The organism is Peptacetobacter hominis (genome assembly GCF_006861675.1).
Lineage (GTDB): Bacteria > Bacillota > Clostridia > Peptostreptococcales > Peptostreptococcaceae > Peptacetobacter > Peptacetobacter hominis.
Window position 1 is genome coordinate 72,715 of the sequence record NZ_SGJB01000010.1, and the last position, 21,163, is coordinate 93,877.

Annotated in this window: 16 protein-coding genes, 1 tRNA gene and 1 other RNA gene; 1 reads left to right on the forward strand and 17 read right to left on the reverse strand. The window is 31.9% G+C overall.

Going from position 1 to position 21,163, the window contains the following annotated elements:
- Positions 1-135 precede the first annotated feature (135 nt).
- The 16 genes from EXD82_RS06665 to rnpB form a co-directional block, all read right to left on the reverse strand.
- Positions 136-534: a YbaK/EbsC family protein gene (locus EXD82_RS06665; protein WP_330573745.1), complete on the reverse strand. Its 399-nt coding sequence runs from the start codon at positions 532-534 to the stop codon at positions 136-138.
- Positions 535-720: 186 nt separating this feature from the next.
- The gene (locus EXD82_RS06670; RefSeq protein WP_142536143.1) at positions 721-1,713 is read right to left on the reverse strand and encodes a helix-turn-helix domain-containing protein; all 993 of its coding nucleotides are present in this window, start codon (positions 1,711-1,713) and stop codon (positions 721-723) included.
- A gap of 204 nt (positions 1,714-1,917) precedes the next feature.
- The gene (locus tag EXD82_RS06675) at positions 1,918-2,439 is read right to left on the reverse strand and encodes a GNAT family N-acetyltransferase (protein WP_142536144.1); all 522 of its coding nucleotides are present in this window, start codon (positions 2,437-2,439) and stop codon (positions 1,918-1,920) included.
- A 20-nt stretch (positions 2,440-2,459) separates the two neighbouring features.
- Positions 2,460-3,674 (reverse strand): dicarboxylate/amino acid:cation symporter, encoded by a 1,215-nt coding sequence (locus EXD82_RS06680; RefSeq protein WP_142536145.1) that lies wholly within the window; start codon positions 3,672-3,674, stop codon positions 2,460-2,462.
- A gap of 178 nt (positions 3,675-3,852) precedes the next feature.
- On the reverse strand, positions 3,853-4,857 hold the full coding sequence (asnA, locus tag EXD82_RS06685) for an aspartate--ammonia ligase (protein ID WP_142536146.1): 1,005 nt from the start codon (positions 4,855-4,857) through the stop codon (positions 3,853-3,855).
- A gap of 183 nt (positions 4,858-5,040) precedes the next feature.
- Positions 5,041-6,183, reverse strand: coding sequence for a DUF3798 domain-containing protein (locus EXD82_RS06690; protein ID WP_142536147.1), 1,143 nt, complete (start codon positions 6,181-6,183; stop codon positions 5,041-5,043).
- A gap of 15 nt (positions 6,184-6,198) precedes the next feature.
- Positions 6,199-7,323: a DUF3798 domain-containing protein gene (locus EXD82_RS06695; RefSeq protein WP_142536148.1), complete on the reverse strand. Its 1,125-nt coding sequence runs from the start codon at positions 7,321-7,323 to the stop codon at positions 6,199-6,201.
- A 124-nt stretch (positions 7,324-7,447) separates the two neighbouring features.
- Positions 7,448-8,749 (reverse strand): branched-chain amino acid transport system II carrier protein, encoded by a 1,302-nt coding sequence (gene brnQ / locus EXD82_RS06700; RefSeq protein ID WP_142536149.1) that lies wholly within the window; start codon positions 8,747-8,749, stop codon positions 7,448-7,450.
- 272 nt (positions 8,750-9,021) lie between these two features.
- Positions 9,022-10,821 carry a cell wall-binding repeat-containing protein gene (locus EXD82_RS06705; protein ID WP_142536150.1) on the reverse strand — a complete coding sequence of 600 codons (1,800 nt, stop codon included), beginning with the start codon at positions 10,819-10,821 and terminating at the stop codon, positions 9,022-9,024.
- A 24-nt stretch (positions 10,822-10,845) separates the two neighbouring features.
- A complete protein-coding gene (gene galE / locus EXD82_RS06710; RefSeq protein WP_142536151.1) occupies positions 10,846-11,859 on the reverse strand; it encodes a UDP-glucose 4-epimerase GalE in 1,014 nt (337 codons plus the stop codon).
- 147 nt (positions 11,860-12,006) lie between these two features.
- The gene (locus tag EXD82_RS06715; protein ID WP_142536152.1) at positions 12,007-12,837 is read right to left on the reverse strand and encodes a metallophosphoesterase; all 831 of its coding nucleotides are present in this window, start codon (positions 12,835-12,837) and stop codon (positions 12,007-12,009) included.
- Positions 12,838-12,843: 6 nt separating this feature from the next.
- Positions 12,844-14,301, reverse strand: a complete 1,458-nt coding sequence (locus EXD82_RS06720) for a UDP-N-acetylmuramoyl-L-alanyl-D-glutamate--2,6-diaminopimelate ligase (RefSeq protein ID WP_142536153.1) — start codon at positions 14,299-14,301, stop codon at positions 12,844-12,846.
- A 159-nt stretch (positions 14,302-14,460) separates the two neighbouring features.
- Positions 14,461-14,784 carry a hypothetical protein gene (locus EXD82_RS06725; protein ID WP_142536154.1) on the reverse strand — a complete coding sequence of 108 codons (324 nt, stop codon included), beginning with the start codon at positions 14,782-14,784 and terminating at the stop codon, positions 14,461-14,463.
- Entirely contained in the window at positions 14,774-16,759 is a 1,986-nt protein-coding gene (locus EXD82_RS06730; RefSeq protein WP_142536155.1) for a hypothetical protein, read from the reverse strand. Before EXD82_RS06730 ends, EXD82_RS06725 begins: the two co-directional genes overlap by 11 nt.
- A 77-nt stretch (positions 16,760-16,836) precedes the next feature.
- Positions 16,837-19,281, reverse strand: a complete 2,445-nt coding sequence (locus EXD82_RS10310) for an SPOR domain-containing protein (protein WP_174919183.1) — start codon at positions 19,279-19,281, stop codon at positions 16,837-16,839.
- 296 nt (positions 19,282-19,577) lie between these two features.
- Positions 19,578-19,928: RNase P RNA component class A (rnpB, locus tag EXD82_RS06740), an RNA gene on the reverse strand.
- Between the two features lie 139 nt (positions 19,929-20,067).
- Between rnpB and srtB the strand changes: the two genes are divergently transcribed.
- On the forward strand, positions 20,068-20,820 hold the full coding sequence (srtB, locus tag EXD82_RS06745) for a class B sortase (RefSeq protein WP_142536156.1): 753 nt from the start codon (positions 20,068-20,070) through the stop codon (positions 20,818-20,820).
- Between the two features lie 134 nt (positions 20,821-20,954).
- On the opposite strand, the gene EXD82_RS06750 is transcribed toward srtB, so the two are convergent.
- Positions 20,955-21,030: transfer RNA gene (locus EXD82_RS06750), tRNA-Thr, on the reverse strand.
- Positions 21,031-21,163 lie beyond the last annotated feature (133 nt).

A 21,163-nucleotide genomic window follows, 5' to 3' on the forward strand; every position in this document is an offset into this window, starting at 1 on the left:
TCTCCTCTATTCTAGGATTATGATTTATATGAGGAAGTATTTTTTCTATAAGATCAGATGTTTTTATTTTTAAATGACTTATATTTGTTCCGGAATTACATCCAAACCACTCAGCATCAGCAACCTCTTTATCTATTATAAAAGTTCAACGCTGTTTTCAGTATCGTTTATAAGTCCCATTACAGAAGCAGAACCTGGTTTTGCACATAGATATTTTTCCATAAGCTCTGCAGATGCAAATGAAAGTTTTGGAAGTTCAAGTTTTGCACTCATAGCTTTTATATCAAGCTGTTTGTCTGCAGGAAGAACTATAAGATAAAGATTTGTTTTCTTTCTATTGCACAGAAATAACGTCTTTCTTATCTCTGTCCCAAGTTTTTCGTCTATCTCTTTACATTCCTCCATTGTTTCAACTACATCATTGTCTATACGCTCAAATGGTATAGATAGTTCATCAAGAATACTGTATAGCTTTGTTTCAGTTGAATTTCTGTCTTCTTCAGGTGATGTAGTCATTATCTCACTTATGTACATATTATTCACTCCTTTTTATTCAAGAAAATAAGAATGTTAAAATTTTATATTTTTATTGTATCTTTTTTCTAACATAATTTTTATATATTGTAAACAATATTTTCCACAAATTTATTTTCAGATGCATCCCAATATCTTCGATATACTCTATCATTATTTAAATCAAGATTTAACATACACATTCAATCATTTAATCTGTTCTTTGATAGCTTTTTCTATTGTATCATAAATCTTATTTTGAAATTCTGAGTCAATTTCCTTTGTTTTAATATGTCTGTACAGAGGCGATTTTTTTATATCCCATTTAGTTTTTACGGATTTCAATATTTTAGGAGACATTTTTATAAGTTCCAGTTTCTTCCCCTGATTCATATACATAGACATCCTTGGAAGATATCTATTATACTCCCATAAATCCATAATATCGGCAAATTTTTCTGCAATCTTCACTATATACTCGGCATCATCGCCTCTATTATCATATACAGCTATATCTATCATTCTTAGAAATATATCGTTAATCTCTTGAACTAATATAAGCAATCTCTCCTCTGATAATTTCGCTGCATCTTCATACTTTTCCTCTTTCATCAATATATTTATTTTATATATACTTTTGTCTACGCCTGCTCTATCCGGCAAAGACTCTATCAGTTTGTCCGCCTTTTTAAAATCACCCTTATCTATATATCGTGGTATCATCATTGTTTTTGCAGTTTCTGATATTTTATTGTCCGACGATTCTATCATTCTTTTATATAGCCTTTCTATTTCTTCTTTATGCTTTTCCTTGTTTTTTATACTATTATCATATACTATACATCCTTCAAGAAACATAGCTATATTTATTATAAGAAAATCACAATTCGGGTATTCTCTTATCTTGTCCATTCCTGCAGCGTATACTTTATCAAAACCCTGTTTATTATATATTTCCGATAATCTGTTTATAAATTCTATACATTCACTTTGATCAGGTTCATCTTTAAATGAAAGAAGTGTATTCAAATCCGTTTCAAGAAGCCTTGCAATAGATGGAAGCAATGTTATATCAGGATAGCTCGCCCCCTTTTCCCATTTATTTACAGCAGGAGCTGTTACTCCAAGAATATTTGCCATCTGTTCCTGAGTCAGGTTATGCTCAATCCTCTTTTTTCTTATTATTTCATTTATTTTCATATAATCACCTTCTTTCTATGATTAAATTATATTCTCTGCTCAATTTTATGGCAATTGAAAAGAGGTTAACTATTCTTCAGAATAATTAACCTCCAGTAAATATCTATTTTTCTTAAAAATTTTTATTTATCAATATTGTATAATTCATTTTCATAAAATAATAGAGGGTAATTATCTCATGACAATTACCCTCATATTTAAATTCTATATTTTCTTTTCTAATAAGACAAGATTTACATCCGGGATTCCATTAAATTCACATGGAACAATATCAGCTTCTCTATATCCCAATTTTTTATATAGATTTCTTGCAGCTGTATTTTTTTCATTTGTATCCATTCTAAGTATATGACATCCACTTTCAAGTGCATAATTTTCATAGAAATCCACAAACTTGGTTCCTATTCCACATCCACCTTTATCAGGATCTACGACCAGTGTATGGAGAACCATCACTTCACTGTCATTTCCATCATATATCCATTTTCCATTTTGGTATACATCGACCTGTATCTGATTTATTATCGCAGATGCCAGAATTTCTCCATTTTTTTCATATACAAACAAATCATTTCTTTCTAATGCATCGACCGCGGTTTTTCTTACAGGATATACTCCCTTAATCCAACCTACTTTCAATTCATTATTTTGTTCTTTGTTGTGAATTTTTAAGTATATCTTATCAATTGAAGATATATCTTCCCTGGTAGCTGGACGAAACATCATTGTTCACTCCATTCTCAGATTTATGCTGCTGTTTTATCACCTTTAGATAACATTTTGCTGTTTATCTTATCTACTATAACTGCTATTGCGTTGTCTCCAGATACGTTACATGCTGTACCGAAACTGTCCTGAGTTAAGTATAAAGCTATCATAAGTGATGCAAGTCCACCTTCTGAAGGTATACCTACCATTGGAAGGAATGGAAGAGCTGACATTATTGCTCCACCTGGTGCACCTGGTGCAGCTACCATTGCTACACCAAGCATTGCTATGTATGGTAATAATACGTTTATACCATGAGGCATATTATTCATCATAAGAACTGCTGTTGTAAAGCATGTTATTGATATCATTGATCCAGAAAGATGTATTGTTGCACATAGAGGTACAACGAATTCTCTTATCTGTTTTGTTACACCATTTTTTTCTGCACATCCAACGTTTACTGGTATTGTAGCTGCTGATGACTGAGTACCTATTGCTGTAAGATATCCTGGTATCTGGTTTCTAAGCATAGTGAAAGGATTTTTTCCTCCTATTGCACCTGCAAAAGAGAACTGACATACAAGATATATAAGGTGTAGTGGTATTACTGTTACGAATACTTTCCAGAATACTCCAAGTATACTCCATACCTGACCTGCAAATGTTATGTTTGCAAATGTACCAGCTATGTATAGTGGTAAAAGTGGTATTATTACTGTTGATAATGTTGCTGTAACGATATCCTGGAATTCATTGAAGAATTTATAAAGAACTTCCCCTTTACCTTTGTTTCTAAGTGCTGATATTCCAAGACCCATCATAAATGCAAATACTATAGCTGCTGTTACATCTATCATTGGCTCAAGTGGTATTGAAAATATTGCAGATGCCTGTCCTGCACTAGGATCACCTATCTGTGCTGCAACTTCTGAAGTTATAAATTTAGGGAATAATACTGATGCTACAACAAATGCTATTGATCCTGCTATAAGAGTTGAACCATAAGCTATTGCAGTTGTTATTCCAAGAAGTTTACCTGCTCCTGTTGCAAGGTCTGCTATACCTGCTGTAACAAACCCTATGATTATAAATGGTATTACGAATGATAAGAATGCTGAGAATAGTCCACTTAAAGTTACAAGAACCTGTATAACTGGTTCTGGACAAGTAGAACCGATTAATATACCTACTATAATACCGATGATTAGTTTAGGAACAAGTCCTATTTTTTTCTTTTTTTTCTGTTCCATAATAATTGCCCCCTATTAAGTATTTTTTATCTATATAAATATCATAGATAACCATCAGGAAAACGTCAACCCGATTTTAAATATTCAGAATTGCAAAAAAGTCGCCACATTAATAAACATTCTCTGTAGCGACTTATTATCATCAAAATATATATAAATTATGCTCAAAATACAAAGCTTATAACAGTTTTATTCCTGCAGCATTGCATTTTTCGACCATATCCTCAGGCCATATACCAACCTGAACTTCTCCTATATGTGCTTTTCTTAAATAGTACATACATATTCTGGACTGCCCTATACCTCCACCTATGGTATATGGAAGTTCTCCGTTTAAAAGCATTTTATGGTAATCCATTTCTCTTCTGTCATCACATCCTGCTATTGTAAGCTGTTTATCAAGACTTTCTTCATCAACTCTTATACCCATTGATGAAAGTTCTATTGCATCATCAAGTACAGGATTATAGAATATTATATCTCCGTTAAGTTCCCAGTCATCATAATCCGGGCTTCTTCCGTCATGCTTTTCCCCATTTGAAAGAACCTTTCCTATCTTTGAAAGGAATATTGCTCCTTTTTCTTTTACAAGCTTGTATTCTCTTTCTTTTGGTGTAAGGTCAGGATACATATCCAGAAGTTCCTGTGAAGTTACAAAATATATTTCTTCTGGAAGAATCGCTTTTATCTGTGGATACATGGATACTGCAAATTTTTCGGTATCCTTGAATACACTGTATATTTTCTTTACCACTTTATCAAGTGTCTCTGTATTTCTTTCTTCTTTGTTTATAACAAGTTCCCAGTCCCACTGGTCAACATAAAGCGAATGAAGGTTGTCAAGCTCCTCATCCTTTCTTATGGCGTTCATATCAGTATAAAGACCTCTTCCTGCCTCTATTCCATATTTTTTTAGAGCCATTCTTTTCCATTTTGCAAGAGACTGAACTATTTCTGCATCTTTGCCTAAGAATGGTACATTAAAGTTTACTGCCTTTTCTACTCCATTAAGATTGTCATTCATCCCCGTTTCCGGTAATACAAACAACGGCGAGGATACCCTTATAAGATTTAGTTCTTTACTAAGCGCCGTCTGAAAGTGATCTTTAAGCTTTTTTATTGCTATCTGAGTTTCTAGTACATCAAGAAAATCAGTATAATCTGATGGTATGATTAGTGCCATAACCTTCACTCCTTTCTCTTTTAATTTCTATATAATAACCCCTCTTTTGAGTTTTGTCAAAAGAGGGGTATGTTTTTTTGAAGTATCATTTTATTAATTATTCATTTTCCTGCTTATTAATTAAATTTGAAATAGATTTCCAGTATTGAATTTTCAGATTTTTCTCTAATATAAACTTATTTCTTAATAAATTACCTGATCTACAGAAATCATTTTCAAAGAAGGATTGCCTGCTATCACATTGCTGAATTCTGCTGTCATACCTTCTTTGACATTTAGACTTGTTTCAAGGAAATATGAATTATATGCCCTACTTATATCCGCACCTTCCTCTTTAAGTGCTATTGCTATATCTGTAGCCGCATATACAGCCAATGTATCATTCTGCATAAGTATTCCACCCAGTCTTCCACTCATTTCATACTTAAGGCTGGAATCTGTTATATATTTTGTATTTCCTTTATAATCACCTTTATCCCATGTTCTTCTGTATATTCTGTACATTTCATTCAGTTCATCAAGTAGACATCCATCACTTACCTCTGATATTATAAGGCCACTTTTTATACCTCTTTTCAGAATTACGTCATCTACTTCCTTATTCGTTGTATATATATTTATATCTTCACCGTACTCATCTATTTTTTTGTTTATATCTTCACTTACATACTTTTTCATCCGATATATATCACCTGATGGTATTTCTGTTTTTACAAGCTCAATCTTTTGTTTTTCACATTCTGATTCAATCTGTGAAATTTTTACAGATACATCTTCATTTTTTAATTCGTCAGCAGTGTAATAAAGTATAAATGCCTCTGCTCCCATTTCTTTTGCGAGTTGTACAGTCTTTCTTCCATCAAGTCTGTTGTCGGAAATATAGTTCAAATCAAATGCATCCACAAGAGTCTGATAATCCTCTCCCACATCTGCTGAAAGCGTAATAATATCCTTTCTTTTTTCCTCAAGCTCCTTTACATATGATGTTATACCACTTTTTTTAGTAGTAAATACAACCGCATCTATTTCAGAATCACTGTATATTTTCTCCATAGTTTTTTCGGTCTTGGCTGAGTTTTTATCAAAATCATATGGAAGAATTATATGCTCAACTGTATCATTAGACACATTATTTATCTTTCTCTGTTTATACGCATTTGATATATAGTCAGCTGCAGAAAATCCCATTGGATCCTCTTTTGAAGGTTCTGTAACAATTGCTACCTTTACTTCCAGATCTTCTTTATCTTCAGCTTTTATATTAAATCCCGTAGACATAAATATAATTGAAATGCCTAGAAGGGACATTATTATTTTGTTTTTCATCTATAATACTACCTCCTAATAAAGTATTGGATACATCTCAACAGCTCTAAAGAAATTATTGTCATATCTTACCTTGGTATACTCTGCAAGTATCCCTGTTTTCTTTTTAACATTAGATTTCATTTCCTTGAATACACCGTATTCATCACCGCTTTTTTCAAATATCTTATTAGTTGTTTCAATAGCCGCTTCTATACAAAATACCTTCTCAGGAATTTCCGTTCCTGCAAACCTACCTTCGACATTTCTTTGCTTAAGATTTTCAGATATTTTTCTATTTAATTCACTATAGTCAATATATTCAGTGTCTGGTACTTTTATATCAAAAATATCGCAATATAACGCCGTTGAATCCAATGTATGAACATTTGAAACCATAGCTCCGGTGTTTATAGCTGCTTCAACTACATCTTTTTCTATTTCTGCATCAGATGCATATACATTTATATTATTTGAAGAAGAATTTATCTTTTGTTTTAAATCCTGCTCAACAAATTTTTCAATTGAGTTTTTATATTTTTCATCGATATTGACTTCTTCGTATTTAATACCAGCTTTTTTGCATTCAAATTTTAGTTCTTTATTTTTTTCAATTATGGAAAGATTATCCTTCATATCAGGATTTATGTAGTTTACAAAAGTTTCAGCTCCCATTGCAGATGCCATCTGAACGGCATTTTTAGGGTTATCCTGATCAGTTGGATTAAATCCCATACTTATACTCTTATCAACCGATACATCATTCATTTTCTCCTCTATCTGCATCTCTTCTATACCAGCTGCAACTGTAATTACAGTACTATTTTTTTCTCTTATTTTTTCAAATACAGGAAGCATTCCCTCCTCGTCACTTGCTATTATTATACATTTCGCCTTTTTATTTTCTGCAAATGAAGCTATCTGATTTGTTATATTTTCAATATCATTTTCATATCCATCGGGAAGAGTTACCTTTGTCAAAGATTCATATTCATCGAGAAATCCCTCTTCAAGTTTTATACTTTCAGGAACAACAAGCATTGTCTGTGAATATTTATCTGTAAGCGAATCATTTTTCGCATTTTTGTCTTCCTTTTTACAACCATACATTCCAAATGTCATAGTTATGATAAGAAGCATCGTGGTAATTTTTTTTATCATAAAAACCTCCAAATTATTCTATCAGTTTAGGTACCTATTAATTTTATCATATCACAGACAAAAAAAACAGTTTTCAATATTTATACATAAAAAAGCCGGCGTATATCACGCCGGCATATAATTATTATACTAATTTCGTATTTTCTCCTTTTATAAATCCACCTATTACAGCTCCTACAATTCCAGGTAAAATCCATCCAAATCCAAGCCGTTCAAATGGTAACATATTTATAAAACCAAATGCTCCTGTAAGAGAGTTAATCACTGAAAGTATACTTGCTATAAGAGTCATATAAGCTGCACCTTTAAATGAATTGTCATTTTTTATTTTTTCAGTGAATAAAGTCATAACAACAAGTATTATCATTGCAGGATAAACTATCTGAAGTATAGGTATAGAGAATTTTATTATTGTACTTACTCCAAAGTTTGCAACTATTGCACTGAATACACATACAGCTGTAACAACTTTCTGATAAGAAAGCTTTCCATCTGAAATCTTCGCAAAATATTCACCGGCTGCAGATGTAAGTCCTATAGATGTTGTAAGACATGCAAATAGAACCATTACCGCTAAAAGCGCCTTTCCTGCACCTCCAAGAAGACCTTCTGTAATTGCCACTACAAGAAGTGCCTGAGATGTGTTTATATCGTACAATCCTGTTGATGAAAGTGTAGATCCTAAATAAGTAAGACCTCCGTATACAACAGAAAGTGCTATTCCAGCTACTATACCTGCCTTTACAGTCATAGATATCTGTACTTTCGGATCAGAATATCCTTTTGATGCAAGATTTGCTATCATTACTGTGGCAAGTGCTGCGGCACCAAGTGCATCCATAGTAAGATATCCCTGCGATATTCCTTCTCCAAATAGATTTCTATCTATCATATGTTCAGGACTTATAGCTCCTATAGGAGTTACTATTCCTTTTATGATAAGTAAAAGTAATGAAAGTATAAGCACAGGTGTAAGAATTTTTCCTATTATATCCACAACTTTTGTCGGTCTTATTGTAAGCGCCAATGTAACCGCAAAGAATATTATAGAAAATATTACCGAAGCTTCTATTCCAAGCCCATTATTGAAAAACGGCTGTATACTCATTTCAAATGTTGTAGCCGCTGTTCTTGGAATTGCAAGAAAAGGTCCTATACATAATATAGCTGCACAACCTATAATTCTCGCAAGTTTTTTTCCACCTCTTATAAGTATTTCATCCAGTATCCCTTTACATTTTGCTGCAACAACTATTACAAGCAGAGAAAGCCCCGCATCTGCAATTATAAATCCGATAAAAGATATAAACCAGTCCTTTCCAGATACTAACCCCAAATATGGTGGAAACAGCAGGTTTCCGGCTCCGAAAAACATTGAAAACAGAGCAAAACCGACTATAAAAATATCTCTCAGTTCTTTACTCATATTAATCCTCCCCCAGTATATTTATTGATAATTACAACTTTTCAGTTTTTTTGTTACAATCATTGTATCAGATTTTTAAAATAATTAAAAGACTTTATCTGTTTTTTGTAATATTGCATTATTATATTAATTTTTTATCCATTTTTATTATTTAAGTAAAGTGTAAATTTTTACTGGTTTGTTATGTTTATTTTATAATAAATATCTATCTGTGAAATATATATTTTTATTAAAAAGCCCGCACATATATGCGGGCTTTAAAAATATTATTTTTAGTTATTTATTAATGATTTTAATTCTGACATTCCTTTGAATGAAACGCCTCCACCTATCTGATATAAATCATACACATATTTTCCAGAAAGTGCATTTTTCTGAGCCTGTGAAAGTCCTGATGGATTCATTAAAAGTACAGGACATCCCATCTTAGCCGCTGCAGGACCTGCTGTAAGGGCATCAGCAAGAACATTTGATTTTGCAGCAAACATTGTGCTGTATCCATCATCATAAAGAGTTTCTATTACCTTGGCATTTGTTTCCTCTCTGTTCTTTCCTGCTATTCTGTTTCCAGATACATCTTCTGAAGTTATTTCATTCACTGAATTTATTACATCTTCTGATATAAGAGTTTCTCCACCGATAAAATATGCACTCTGAAGATTCTTTTCTGACATCCATTTATATATGTCATCATTTATCTTATCTTTATTTGTAAGTATTATAGGCTGATTTTCTTCACCAGCCTTAGATGCAACTGAAAGTGCATCCGGCTCTCCTTTTCCTGATACTACATATGCTTTGTTTATATATACACCGTTCTCTTCAAGTGCTTTTGCTATTTCAAAAGAAGTTTCATATCTGTCTTTTCCTGCAATTCTTACAACCTCTGCACCATAATCAGAAGCTATTTTGCTTTCAAGAGATTTACTTATAGCATTTTCTCCACCTATGATAACTATTTTTGAAGGAGCTATCTGATTTATTCTTTTTACAGTTTCTGATGGAAGTGAATTTTTATCTGTAAGAAGTATTGAAGCATCCATATTTGCAGCAAGCGGTGTAGCTGTTATTCCATCAGCTACAGAGTTTCCGTTAACAAGAACTATTGTACTTCCCTGATAAGTATTCATTTTACTTATTTCTGCTGCTGTTCCATATCTGTTTGCGCCTTTGACAACTTTCCAGTCAGGCTGAACTACTCCATTTTCGTCAAATGTATATTCTTTTCCATCTATTTCCTGAGTTCCTGTAACCATTGCACAAGTTTCGTCGAAGTAATATGTATTTCCTCCAAGATCAAGCCATCCTTTCCGTGCTGATCCATTTCCTGTAAAGTAATACTTGAACTCATCTATAGTCTTCCATCCAGTGTACATAACACCATCTTCATTGAAGAAGTATTTTTTATCACTTATAACAGTAAGTCCTTTATCAGTTTCGCCATTTGCATTGAAATGATATTTTTTACCTGATATAGTTAACCATTCATTCATGGCATACTTACCGTTTGATTTCATATATTTTTTCTTTCCGTTTACAGTTTTCCATCCCTCTGAAACAAGAGATATTCCATATTTTTTTGCTATCTGCTCGTCAGTTTTTGTACTGTAATCAAGAAGTACTGTTGTACCTATTTTAACTTTAGGGAAAAGCCGTCTTATTTCAGCATTGTGCATTCTGATACATCCACCTGATATATGCTTACCTATTGAACTTTCATTATTATTTCCATGCATTGCGTAAGTACTTCCACCAAATATACCTATCCATCTGTCTCCAAGAGGATTTCTAGGATCTCCACCAGGTATACCGCCAGTGTAATAAGGTCTGTTTATTATTTTATTGGCTACGTATGTTTTTCCTGTAGGCGTTGGTGTACTAGGTTTTCCTGTCGCCACATTGTACCTTTTTACAAGTTTATTATTTTCATAAAATGATAGCTTATTGTATTTAGTGTTTATTATTATCAGCTGATTTGTAGCAGCCTCTACATTCTGTACCGGTACAATCATTGTAAATACAAATGCCATTGAAACAATGATTGCCCGAAGTTTTTTGAACACCCTGTTCATCGTAATTACCCCCTGAACAATAATTTATTTAGAATATCCTTTTGGATTATTCTTTTGCCATCTCCATGAATCCTCACACATTTCTCTAAGTCCATATATAGCTTTCCATCCTAATTCTTTTTCAGCTTTGGAAGGATCTGCATAACATTCAGCTATATCTCCGGCTCTTCTCTCTGTAATTTTATATGGTATCTCTTTTCCGCTTATTTCAGAAAACATTTTTACCATTTCAAGAACACTGTATCCTTTTCCTGTTCCAAGATTATAAACTATAAGTCCTGGATTTTCCTCAAGTTTATCTATTGCTTTTACATGTCCTTTTGCAAGATCGACAACATGTATATAATCTCTTACTCCAGTTCCATCAGGAGTAGGATAATCGTCTCCAAATACATTAAGCTCCTCAAGCTCTCCTATAGCAACTTTTGTTATATATGGAACCAGATTATTTGGTATACCATTTGGATCTTCTCCTATTTTACCGCTTTTATGTGCTCCAACCGGGTTGAAGTATCTAAGTATTGCTATATTCATTTTGTCATCCACTTTTGATATATCTCTAAGCATTTCCTCTATCATCAGTTTAGTTCTTCCATAAGGATTTGTAACAGATAGAGGGAAATTTTCCTCTATTGGACATCTCTCCGGATCTCCATATACTGTAGCTGAAGAACTGAATACAAAGTTTTTGACATCATGCTTTTTCATAAGTTCAAATAATGTCAGTGTTGATATAAGGTTGTTATTATAATACTCTATAGGTTTTTCAACCGATTCTCCAACAGCTTTAAGCCCTGCAAAATGTATTATGGAATCTATATCTTCATTTTTAAATATTTCATCCATTTTATCATAATCTCTTACATCAACCTCATAAAATTTAACATTGCTGTTTGATAGTTCGTTTATTCTATCTATAACAATCGGATTACTGTTGCAAAAATTATCCACTATTACAACATCGTATCCGGCTTCTATAAGTTCTATTGTTGTATGGCTGCCTATATATCCGGCACCTCCAGTAACCATTACTGCCATTTTCCTACCTCTTCTCTTTATTATTTATTATAATAATATAATGTTTTTCGTATAAAATAATATTAACATATTTGTCATATAACATCAAATAAGTATAAATATATTACCTTAAAATTTTCTATATATACAAATATTTATATCTGTTCTCTACATAAGCTCTGTCACAGTTATTTCAGGCCTGTTCATAAATCTTATCGGTATAACACTGTTTCCAAGCCCTCTGCTTACCACCATAAATGTATTTTTCATTTGGTACATCCCGGATGTATATTTCGGCATGAATCCCTGGTGCGGAGCATACACTCCCCCTATGAAAGGAAATCTTATCTGCCCGCCATGTGCATGACCAGAAAATACAAGATCAAATCCTACTTCAGAATAATCTTTTATATGCTCCGGCCTATGTGAAAGAAGTATACTGAAAGTATTATCATCTATATCTTTTGATACTTTTCGGAGTATGTCATCAACATAATTTTCTCTATCCTCATAACCTGTATCTATTATTCCGGATATAAAAATATGTGAATTTTTATTTTTTATCTCAACTGTATCATCATCAAGTACATATACACCTTTTTCCAGAAGTTTATTTCTTACAATACTATATTTTCCAGACCATACTTCATGATTTCCAGATACATAATACACAGGAGCAATTTCCATAGCCCTATCTATAAATGACATTGCATTTTTAGTTCCCCATTTTCTTCTATCAACAAGATCTCCCGTAACGACTATTATATCAGGTTTTTCTTTTTCGATTTTCTTCATAAGTATTCTCTGGTCTTTTCCAAATTCTTTATTGTGTAAATCTGATACCTGAACTATCCTGAATCCTTTAAATGATTCTGGTATAGAGCTATTTTCTATATTATATCTACTTATTGATATACTATTCGTTCCCCATACAAGATATATAGAGAATATAGCAATTAATGCTGATATTATACAGACTTTCTTTTTTCTATTTATCATATTTTATTAAAGAGAATCTATTACTTCTCTTGCTGTCTCCTTATCGTCAAAGTGATGTTTCACAGTTCCTATTATCTGATAATTTTCATGTCCTTTTCCTGCTATAAGAACCGTATCTCCCTCACACGCATTTTTTATAGCTTTTTCTATCGCTTCTTTTCTATCGTATATTATTTCATAGTTGTGTCTTTCTATATCAAGACCTGCTTTTATATCGTCTATTATCTTTTCAGGATTCTCTGTTCTAGGATTGTCATTGGTTATTATACATCTATCTGATAATCTCTGGCCTATTTCTCCCATAAGAGGTCTTTTTTCACTATCTCTGTCTCCTCCACATCCAAAAACAGATATAAGATTTCCTTTTGTAAATTCTCTTGCCGTATTTAAAACATTTTCAAGTGCATCAGGTGTGTGAGCATAATCTACTATTACACTTATTCCTTTGTCATTTGGAACTGTTTCAAATCTTCCTGAAACACCACCTGTATTTTTAAGACCTTCTACATACACTCTTCTTTCTATTCCAAGCACCTCACATGCTGCAATTACTGCAAGAGTATTATAAACTGTAAACATTCCCGGAACAGGCACAAATATTTTTTCTTCAAATCCCGGTCCATTAAGAGTGTATGATACCCCAGACGCATCTGAATGTATATCAGTTGCTCTGAAATCAGCCTCTTTTTCTATACCGTATGTATAACATTTTGTATCAAGATTTTTTATATGAGAGTATATAACTTCTCCACCACAATCATCTATGTTTATTATATTGGCTTCTGATGTCTTATGGAAAAGTTTTTCTTTTGCATTTCTATAGTTTTCAAGTGTTTTATGAAAATCCAGATGATCTGGTGTAAGATTTGTAAATATTCCTATCTTAAAGTCCGTGCTATCTACTCTATTAAGTTCAAGCGAATGAGAAGAAACTTCCATTGCACAGCAATCGCATCTATTTTCAATCATTTTTTTAAATATTTTCTGAAGATCGACACTTTCTGGAGTTGTAGAGTTTGAAACCACTTCATTGTCTCCATCAAATATCTTTATAGTACCTATAAGACCAACTTTTTTATTATCACTTCTCAGTATCTCATTCAGGAAAGTTGTTATACTTGTTTTACCGTTTGTTCCGGTTACACCTATTACTTCAAATTTTTCTGACGGATGTTCACAAAAGTTTGCTGCAACTTCCGCCATCGTTTTTCTTGTATCTGCTACCTGTACAAATGTACATCCCTCTATATCATCTACTTCGTCCTGCACAAGAAATACTCTTGCACCCTTTTCATATGCTGATTTTATATACTTATGTCCATCAGATACAAATCCTTTTATACAGATAAACATTGTACCTTCCTCAACTTTTCTCGAATCATACTGTATATCAGATATTTCAACATTCATATCACCTGATACTGATACTGTTTCTATTCCTTTTAATATATCATTAAGTTTCATAATTGCCTCCAAATCTCTTTTCTCTACGTATATATTATATATATCCTTATAATTTTTTTCAATTAAACAAATATTACAGTTTTGTGTGAATAATAAAATTGAACATAGATAAACCCTCATAAATTTATATGAGGGTTTTCCATATTCTTATATCAAAACTTATATATCAGCTATTATACTTTCTATATCTTCATCAATAATTAGAGAGTCATCTTCATCAAAATCATCTAAATCTGCACTCAGCTCAAGATACTGCGTATCTATATCAGCCTCATCATCAATATCGGTAAACCCTGTTCCAGAGGCAAAATCATTAAGTATAGAACTTTCAGATTCATCCGGAATTATATATTCCTCTCCCTCTTCAAAGTTCATATTTTCAAAAATAAGCTTATCTAAGTCAACTTCATGGCAGTTATCTACAACTTCTGAGTCGCCCAATTCTATAAATCTGTATTTTCCATTCCATACACTATCTTTCATAATCATTTCCCCCCATAAAGAACCATTCAAAAGATGATACACCTTTTTCTGAATAGGCATTTATCTGAAGTTCTTCTATTATATCTTTTCTTCTTATATCAGAATCCTTAGAATATCTTCCCTGTCTGAATGCATACATTTCTGTAATACTTCTGAATAATTTTTCTCTTACTTTTTCAGAATCGTAATTTTTATACTCTTTTTCAATCAATCTAAATATAGCATACAGTCTTTCTTCTGTATTTCTTATGTAGTATGGATACATTCTGCAAACTATGTGCTCCAGTTTATTTAAAGCCTTATTCATAAACAGTTTCAGTCTATCACTTTCATTTTCTTTGAGCATTCTGAATATATGTCTTCTTCTTTCTTCCGGAGATATTACAAACGATAGATTTCCTATAATTATTTCTATATCTCTAAGTTCATCTTTTATTGTATATCCTATATCCGAGAATATCTCATCAATATATCTATATGCCGGCGATTCTATTACTGTCAGTCTTCCTGCTATATCTATCGCCGGTGCTTTTACAAAATCCGGCATATATACAGTAAGCGCATCAATATCTTCTTTTAATGATGTTATGTCTTCATATAGCTCATTTATTATATTTATTCTTATCTCATCTGTTATATTTCCAGATTTCATAGTCTCTACTATATCATTTCTTATTGCATAAAGTCTCGCAAAAAAGTTATATATAACAATATCATTTACAGATTTGGACCAGTTTCTATAAATCTCATGTATATCAGCTTTTTTTATTTCCTTTTCTTTTGAATATACAAATATTTCTCTTACAAGGCTGTCAATCATATCTTTTTTAAGATAAATTTCTATATATTCATTTCCAAATGTTATTTTAGTTCTTTTATATCCGTATTTACTGAAACTGTCATCATTGATTATATTTATATCAGATACGTACATTTCTGAAATTGTAAGTATATCCCTTTTTCTATCTTTTTTTACATAGATATTTTTTCCATCTGTTTCTATAAATACAGGATTACCTGTTCTTGTAATTGCTATATCATTTGTATTTATTTCCGGAGCGTCATCTATTGCAGTAACTTCTATATTTTTATCGTTCATATACAATCTGAATATATTTTCTCCATCATATACTATTGTTTCATTTCCATTTCTTACTATCCCACTTTTATGTATATCAAATGAAGATATAGTTCTTTTTGTTTTTTTATTTATTATGATAAATTTATTATCATATCTCACAACAAGAACATTTGATGACTTGTAATCAAATCCGCCGGCACTTCCTGTTATTCTTCCAAATACTATTTTACTTTCCTGTGGCATATTGCCTATTTTAGGATTTTCAGATATCATTTCTTCAAATCCAGCTGGTGGTATTCTTTTTGTATTATTGTTAAATATCTGGACTGTTCTTGCTATAATAGACTCCCTTTCCATATGGAAATAACCTTTTAGAGTCATCATATTTCCTTCTATCATAAATCTCTCTATATCGTCATAATATATTTCAAATCTATTTTTTCCACCTGCAAATACAAATTTTTCGTGGTCTCTGTTTATTCCACCAGAAAATATTTTTTCCTCATCAATTACAAATAAACTCTGATTTTCATCTATTTCAAATATAAATTCTCTTTGATTTCTGCATATATATGAAAAATCATCTATATCCATTCTAAGTTCAAAATCTACAAAAGACTCTCTTTCTGAGTTTGATGATATTACCCTGAAAGGCATTCCTTTTTCAGATACTATAATTTCCTGTTCAGAAAGATGTGCTGATAATTTTATTTTGTACTCTGAATAACTATAAACATATCTTTCTGCAGTTTCATCTGATATATCAGATGCAGTTATTATTATATTACCAAGATTTGTTATATAAAGTTTTTTACCCGATGCACTACACTTTGCCCCTCTTATATCAAATCCTCTAGAAAATTCATATATCGCTTTTTCACCTAACTTTAGCATCTTATCACCTCAAATTATCATACTTTATTTCTAAAATGATTGCTGCCTGGTTTTCAGACAGCAATTCCAAATTACATTTATTCACTTTTCTGAGCTATAAGATCATCATATGTAGACTGAAGTATTTTCTCATAGTCTGTAAAATTCTTTCTTCCACTAAGTTCTTCTTTAAGTTTATTATATTCCTGTTCAATTTCCTCTTTATTCATATATTCAGCTCTTAGTCTGAAATCTTCTATTTTTAAATCACAGTATTTATCGTATTTTTCTATATATGATCTGAATCCTTTTGCCTTAAGTGCATTCATCTGTTTCTGAGCTTCAGAATATACACCTATATCGCCACCTACAAAAGCTTTATAATAGTTACCTATGTGGATTATATCTCCTGAGAATCCTTTAGCTTCAAGCTGTTTTATAAGTTCATCAGCTTCCTCTTTTTTCTTCATTGAACCTGCATATACTCTGTAATACTCTCCACTGTCCTTAACTTTTTCCATTTCCTGGTTTCTTTTTTCCTGCTCTTCAGCTATTTTCTGCTCTTCAGCCTGTTTTCTTTCCTCTTCCCGTTTTTTCTCAGCCTCTATCTGCTGTTCCTGTTTTATCTGCTCCTGCTTTAATGCTTCCTCTTTCTTTTTCTTGTTTACTATAAGGGCATATCCACCTATTGCAACAGCAAGTATAAGTATTGCAACAATTATATCAAGTTTTCTTCTTTTTTTCTTATCCTCTGGAGACATCTCTGATGAAGATGGTACACTTTCTTCTTCTATCTCGTCATCTTCTTCATAGTATTCCTCTTCGTCGTACTCCTCATCATCTTCAAACTCTTCTTCCTCGAATTCTTCCTCTTCTTCAGATTTCTTATTTTTTCTTCCAAATAAAGAGAACCCTTTTCTCTCTACTACCTCAACTTCAGGCTCGTCCTCCTCTTCATCTTCTGAAGAAGCTAATTTTGCTATTGCATCAAGAGTTGAATCATCTTCATTCTCATCATCAAATTTATATATATCGTCATCTTCATGTTTCTTTTCATTTTCTTTTGCGATATCTTCTTTTATATTTTCGACTGCTCTTTTAGCTCTTACAACTGCATTTTCTATTTCTTTTTCTTCTTCTGTTTCAGATTCTTTTATTTCGGCTATCTCTCTCGCCTTGAATGACTCTTTTCTTTTTTCAGGGTCTATATGAATTTCATAGTGTCTAGTTTTGTCTTCAACTTCAGATTTGTCATCAATTTTCAGATAGTCTTCTTTGTTTATTTCTTCATCTAAATCAGTTTCCTCTGATATATTTTCCTCTGAATCATAATCTGCATTTTCAATATTATCCATAGCTTCATCTTTTTTACCTTCTGATTTTTCTGTCTGAGTAGAATTTTTTACACTCCGAGGTATTATCATTGATAAATCTATTTTTCTTGTCATTCTATTTCTGAATGGTTCTGATTTATCGGCATTCTCAAGCATATAAATATATTCTTCTATATCTATATCCGCAGGCACACTTCTTCTTGTAACTGCTATTTCTGATGATTCAAGACACTTTTTATTATTTCTCAAATATAAAACTGCTTTGTCCCATACTTTTGGATCTATAGTGTTCTCTTTTTTAGATACAGCTTTCATAAATTCAGCAAAGTTTTCTTCTCCAAATTCACCAGATACTGTAAGTCTCATAGCACCCTCTATAATTGCTCTTTCTTTGCCTTTTACATAGTCAAGAAGAACTGTTGCAGCTGCAAAATCGTATATATTTACGCCACCAACTCCAAAAGCCTCATCTGAAGATATATTTTCAAGAAGTTTTATTCTTTTGAATTCCTCATTGACACAGTCCATTATCTCCGCATCAGATATCTGTCTGATTTTTTTCTCAAACTCATCCTTTGAATATGTTTCTTTTGATGGTTTCTGCTCTACCTGGCTTTTTTCTTCAGATTTACTGTGTCCACCTGCAAGTATTCTGTTTACAATTACAATTATTTCTCTCTTTAACTCTATTCTTGCATCTGCAGGATTAAGAAGGAAAAGATCTATACTATCTTCTCTTTTAAGGCTAAGCTCTCTCAATGTCATAGAAAGAACTTCCATATATATATTCAGTACTTTATAATCCTTCTGAAGTCTCTTTATTTTATCCGCATTAGACATTTTGTCGTAATATACAAAACTCTGTAAATCTGCTTCCTTAAATGATTCAATTCCGTTTTTCTTTGCATTATTTATATATTTTCTGCATCTTGCATTTATAAGCTCAATGTCACTTTCAAGTTCATCTATTTCCGGTATATATTTTTCAAGTATCCATTTAGATATTATCGGTTCTGTATTTCTCGATAAAGTTTTGTAGAATAAAACATTGTATTTTAAAAGATCAATATATTTGTCTTCATTAAATTCAACTTTTTCAAATTTTTTATTAAGTATGCTGTCAAGCTTTCTATTTGTTTTGCTCTCCTGTTTTAAAAATCTCTGTGTAACATTTAAAACAGTTTCCTTTATTATGCTATTATTGCTCAATCTATTCACTCCCTGCTAATTTATATTAACTGTATACCTCCAATATTATATTTTTAAACTAAAAGATGTATACTATTCGTATTTAACAATAAGATGAAATCCACTGCATTTATACTATTATATTATAGCATTCTTTATATATAAAGGTGAACCTTTATACGCCAATAAAATTAATTTTATAGTAAGAATATTAATAAATATTCTTATTTTGATAATTTAGTATCCTTTGTTATCTACAAATATATTTTTATATTTAAGCAATAAAAAAGACACTCTATATGAGTGCCATATCAATAAAATCAAGCAAGTCTATAAGCGGAGTTCTGTATTAGATAATCATCTTTCTAGGCTTACTGTCACCAGTAAGCTCAAGCGACCTACCAACCGGAGAGTGCGAGCAACACTCTTTAGCCCTATTTTGGTCTTGCTCCAGGTGGGGTTTACATAGCCGACCAGTCACCTGGCCGCTGGTGAGCTCTTACCTCGCCTTTCCATCCTTACCTCATTGCGCGCATTAAGAGGCGGTTTATTTCTGTTGCACTATCCTTAAGATCACTCTCACTAGGCGTTACCTAGCACCCTGCTCTGTGGAGCTCCGACTTTCCTCACGCAGCATCCCTGCTGCCCGCGATTATCTGGCTTACTTGATTTTCAATTAGACTGGACTATTTTATCATACATATTGATTATTGTCAAAATTTCTTTGTATAATATTGACATGTATAATAAAAGATATAACAATATTATTGATACTTGTATATCTTTTTAATCAAATAAGGGGGTTGTATGAATAAAAAAACAATTATAATTGATTTTATATCTATTATTCTTATTATCGCTATGACGGTAAGTGGTTATAAAATTGTTACAAAAGTTATTGATTATCACAAATCATCCGAAACCTATAATAATATACGGAAAAACTACAGTCCTTCTTTAGGAAACAATATTTCTATCGATGAGCAGAAATTAAAAAATATCAACGGCGATTATATTATGTGGCTTAATGTTGATGGAACAAATATAGATTATCCCGTGGTTGTATATTCAGATAATGATTTTTATCTTGAAAAAGATTTTTATAAAAATGATTCTTCATCCGGAAGTATTTTTATGGATTATAGAAATAAAACTGATTATAAAAATATTATTCTTTACGGTCACAACATGAGAAACCAGACTATGTTCAATAATCTTGAAAAATTTAAAGATAATAATTTCTGGAATGAAAAGCATAAAATATATATATACAGAGATGGATACAAATATACATATGAACCATTTTCAGTGTATGTGGCTGAACCTTCTTTGGACTATACAGTTACAGATTTTTCTAAGGATATAACATTTTCTGAATATCTGAAAAAATGCAGTGATTTATCTATCTTTGACGACAGTATATATCTAAAAAATCCTGGACTTCTAAAAGGGTTTAATATTTCGTCTGAAAGAATTCTTACTTTATCTACTTGCAGTTATGAATTTGATGATGCAAGAACAGTACTACATGCAAGGCTGATCGATAAATCTGAAATTTAAATAATTATCACTCAAATAAAGAAAACGATGTATAAAGTATATACATCGTTTTTTAATATTTCCATAATAATATTTTTATAAAAAAATACTATCATATATAAAAGAAATTTTTCTTTTACACATGATAGTATTTCTGGAGCTGGTGATAGGACTCGAACCTACAACCTGCTGATTACAAGTCAGCTGCTCTACCAATTGAGCCACACCAGCATATATCTGTAAACAGTTCTCTGAAAACCGCATACATACATCTTCCATCATTTATCTTGGTCAAGTCCTCGACCTATTAGTATCAGTAAGCTGCATACATTGCTGCACTTCCACCTCTGACCTATCAACCACG

Bases quoted from the DNA above. Each gene is read 5' to 3' on its own strand.
- EXD82_RS06665 (WP_330573745.1), bottom strand. From the start codon at position 534: ATGTACATAAGTGAGATAATGACTACATCACCTGAAGAAGACAGAAAT.
- EXD82_RS06670 (WP_142536143.1), bottom strand. From the start codon at position 1,713: ATGAAAATAAATGAAATAATAAGAAAAAAGAGGATTGAGCATAACCTG.
- EXD82_RS06675 (WP_142536144.1), bottom strand. From the start codon at position 2,439: ATGATGTTTCGTCCAGCTACCAGGGAAGATATATCTTCAATTGATAAG.
- EXD82_RS06680 (WP_142536145.1), bottom strand. From the start codon at position 3,674: ATGGAACAGAAAAAAAAGAAAAAAATAGGACTTGTTCCTAAACTAATC.
- asnA (WP_142536146.1), bottom strand. From the start codon at position 4,857: ATGGCACTAATCATACCATCAGATTATACTGATTTTCTTGATGTACTA.
- EXD82_RS06690 (WP_142536147.1), bottom strand. From the start codon at position 6,183: ATGAAAAACAAAATAATAATGTCCCTTCTAGGCATTTCAATTATATTT.
- EXD82_RS06695 (WP_142536148.1), bottom strand. From the start codon at position 7,323: ATGATAAAAAAAATTACCACGATGCTTCTTATCATAACTATGACATTT.
- brnQ (WP_142536149.1), bottom strand. From the start codon at position 8,749: ATGAGTAAAGAACTGAGAGATATTTTTATAGTCGGTTTTGCTCTGTTT.
- EXD82_RS06705 (WP_142536150.1), bottom strand. From the start codon at position 10,821: ATGAACAGGGTGTTCAAAAAACTTCGGGCAATCATTGTTTCAATGGCA.
- galE (WP_142536151.1), bottom strand. From the start codon at position 11,859: ATGGCAGTAATGGTTACTGGAGGTGCCGGATATATAGGCAGCCATACA.
- EXD82_RS06715 (WP_142536152.1), bottom strand. From the start codon at position 12,837: ATGATAAATAGAAAAAAGAAAGTCTGTATAATATCAGCATTAATTGCT.
- EXD82_RS06720 (WP_142536153.1), bottom strand. From the start codon at position 14,301: ATGAAACTTAATGATATATTAAAAGGAATAGAAACAGTATCAGTATCA.
- EXD82_RS06725 (WP_142536154.1), bottom strand. From the start codon at position 14,784: ATGAAAGATAGTGTATGGAATGGAAAATACAGATTTATAGAATTGGGC.
- EXD82_RS06730 (WP_142536155.1), bottom strand. From the start codon at position 16,759: ATGCTAAAGTTAGGTGAAAAAGCGATATATGAATTTTCTAGAGGATTT.
- srtB (WP_142536156.1), top strand. From the start codon at position 20,068: ATGAATAAAAAAACAATTATAATTGATTTTATATCTATTATTCTTATT.